This is a genomic window from Flavobacterium sp. K77 (assembly GCF_021608205.1).
Taxonomy (GTDB): Bacteria; Bacteroidota; Bacteroidia; order Flavobacteriales; family Flavobacteriaceae; genus Flavobacterium; species Flavobacterium turcicum.
In genome coordinates this window covers 1-3,136 of the sequence record NZ_JAKIHO010000022.1, presented here as the reverse complement: position 1 = coordinate 3,136, position 3,136 = coordinate 1, and the positions used below count along the sequence as shown (strand labels likewise).

The following is a 3,136-nucleotide window of genomic DNA, read 5'->3' as shown; positions in this document are numbered from 1 at the left end:
AACGTCCCGCCGCTTGGCGAGGTTGCGAAGTTCGGAACTTTATATTTTCTGTTAAAGATAAAAATTCTTGCGAAACGTAAACGTGAACTTACCACAAAATTCGCAATTGCGAGAAACGGCTGTTGGCAGATGCCCTTTATTCTTTCTGTTTCCGTTCTGTTTTGCAATCCTTTAATAATTAGGTTGCGGGTTTCAATAAATCTAAGTCGGAAAGGTATAAATACAAATCGGATTACAATAAATATAAGTCAGACAGTAATAAATATAAATTGGATTGATATAAATATAAATAGGACAGACAGAAATATAAATACGAAACACATTTATATAAACGCGGAGCGGATATATATAATTGCGATAGCAATAAATATAAATCAGCAAGGTAGTTTTATATTTCTGTTTGTAACGTACAATGTTTTTATATTTCCAAAATCTGTACAAATAATACCAAACTAATTTGTTAAAAAGCCTGACCGATGCCGATGTAGAAGAGCCTATCTTCTTTTGACATTCCATAATCAAATGATAAAATTGTGGACTGATTCCAAGCAATTCTTGCTCCTAAACCATAAGAGTAGCGAATGTTTTTAAAGTTTAGATTTTGCCATTCGTCTCTTACTGTTCCTGCATCAAAAAATGGTGCGACACCGAAAGCAAATCTTTGTTTTCCTAATTTTGTTTCTGCAATTCTGTATCTTAATTCAATATTTGTGAACCACATTGAACGTGCTAAAAACCGATTTGCTCGATAGCCTCGCAACGATTGTTTTCCACCAAGTGCGTTGATGCTGCCTTCTGGACTCCATTGGTCTTGAAATTCAAAAAATGGCGCATTCGATCCAAAAATGTTACCAACTCCAAATCTTCCAGCGACAACAGTTCTTTTTCCAAAAGGTAACTTTTGATATGCTCTTGCTTGAATAAAAAGTTTATTGAAGTTAAATTGTGAGCCAATATATTTGCTAGAATATTCATTTGCTATTTCAAAATAGTAACCTTTGGTTGGGTCGGGTTCAAAATCTCTCGTGTCATAAATTAAAGCGGTTTGTAAAATTGAAATCCATCCACCATTTAAGCCAGATATTAAGCCTTGATTAAAATCTCTTCGTAAAAGTGATAATCCATTTGGTGCTGTTGTTTCTTCGCCAGTTGTTGGATTAATAGCCTCGGCTGATTCTCCTTCAAAAGTTTTATAACTTAAATTTTGAATTTCATAACCGCCCATTACTCTCCATTTTCCGTTTCCTATCGCGTAATCTCCTTTTAGATTAAGCATATATTCTGTTTCTCTAAATCGGTTTGACAAGGCATCTGTTACAAAACTTTCTTCTCCAATTCCGCCAGGTCGTAACGTTTTTCGTGCTCTATCAAATGCTTCATAGGTTGAAAAAGTAATGTTTTCATTGGATGGCAATCGTAGATTGCCCAACGTTGATTCTGTTGAGCCAAAATATAAATTTGCTGGATTTTGTTGCGCTTTAAAATCAATTTTAAATCTCCAACGTGTTCCTTTATAATATGGTACATCTAAAGATAAAATTAATTCTCTTGCGTTTGAAGTGTAATATGCTGCATTAGCTTTTAGTTTAGCTAAGTAAGGTGTGTACGCAAAAAGTGGATTTGTTCTTTCGCCGTTCCAATAAACATTACTTCTAAGACCAAAACCAAAACCTGTAACAGGATCTGATGAAAAGTCAGGCAAACCCGTTATGAAAGTTCCTTCTCGTTTTTTTGCAAGGTCATCATCTGACATTCGTTTTGATTTTACAAATGAAAGTGTATCGTTTACTTGTGCGTTAATTGAATACGTTGAAATAGTTAAAACAAAGCAAAAGAGAATCTTTTTAATTAATTTAAGTTGCGACATAATTTAGGGTTCTTTTAATTATTTCGCAAATATCGTAAGTGATTGTGTTTTCCTAAAAATGAAATAAGTGCAAGATGATTGATTTGTACCAATTATTTTTTTTACAAAAGATTTTTCTTGAATTGTGTTGGTGTTAAGCCTTTGAATTTTTTGAATATAGCATTAAAAGAAGATTTAGAATTAAAACCTACATCTGTAGCGATTCCTAAAAGGGTAAGATTATTGTTTTGGTCGTTTTTTAGTCGGTTCACAAATTCTTCCACTCTATATTCATTTATGAAATCTTGAAAATTGGTATTCATATGTTCGTTTAAAACTTCAGAAATGTATTGACGCGGAATATTTAATTTATCTGAAACATCTTGTATGGATAATTTTCCATCAAGGTATATTTTATCAATTTGCATTGCATTGATTAAAGCAGTTTTATATTTATTAATTGTTTCATCGTTCAGATTTGAGTTTTTGTATTTACCGATTTCTACTTTTGGTAAAATTTCTTTATTACCATTAAACAACTTAAAAGCTATAAAATAGAATAAAAACGCAACAACTAATAAAAGGTATGAATTGAAATTTTGGTCGGATAAAAACGGTAATTCTGATAATCCAACAATTTCAAGAATATCATTAATAAGTGAAAAAACGAACAAAATAATGATTGGAATAATGAAATATATAATCCAATGTTTTCTTTTACTTGAAATTATGGAAAATAAAATTAGTGACAAGTAGATGATAAAAGTTAATTCGCAGAATACTTCTAAAACTTCGATGACTATATTATTTTGAATTAATTTTATTTCAATTATTTCAAGAATTAGATAAATGATATTTGGTATGAAAAAACAGTAATCTGATTTTATAAACTTTTCTTTATTGCTTTTAAAATATCTAAAAAACAAAAATAGAAATGTTATAAAAAGTGTGTTATCGAAAAGAAACCAATCGGTGTTATTAACAAATAAATTATTCTTGTCATCTCCAATAATATATAGAACGATGGAAAATAAACTGCCGAATAATAACCAAAAAGTTGTATTCTTATAACTATTGCGATTGTTATATAAAACAAAAAGGACGAAAAGTCCTTGAAGTAATGCAATAATTTGAATTGTTTTAAGCATAATTAAAATTTACTGTTCGCAAGATACAAAATTTGAAAAGTATTTAAAAGTGCGAAATATCTCTACATTAATTTTAGGTAATGTTATCTTTTTATTGAGGTTTTTATGCGATTCGTGTAGCTCGAGGGTTTCTGCCAACGTT

2 protein-coding genes are annotated in these 3,136 nt (G+C 30.4%); both read right to left on the bottom strand.

Annotation, left to right across the window (positions count from 1 at the left end):
- Positions 1-460: 460 nt before the first annotated feature.
- Entirely contained in the window at positions 461-1,867 is a 1,407-nt protein-coding gene (gene omp85, locus L1S34_RS14655; protein WP_236364825.1) for an Omp85 family outer membrane protein, read from the bottom strand.
- Between the two features lie 101 nt (positions 1,868-1,968).
- Positions 1,969-2,520, bottom strand: coding sequence for a helix-turn-helix domain-containing protein (locus L1S34_RS14650; protein WP_236364823.1), 552 nt, complete (start codon positions 2,518-2,520; stop codon positions 1,969-1,971).
- Positions 2,521-3,136 lie beyond the last annotated feature (616 nt).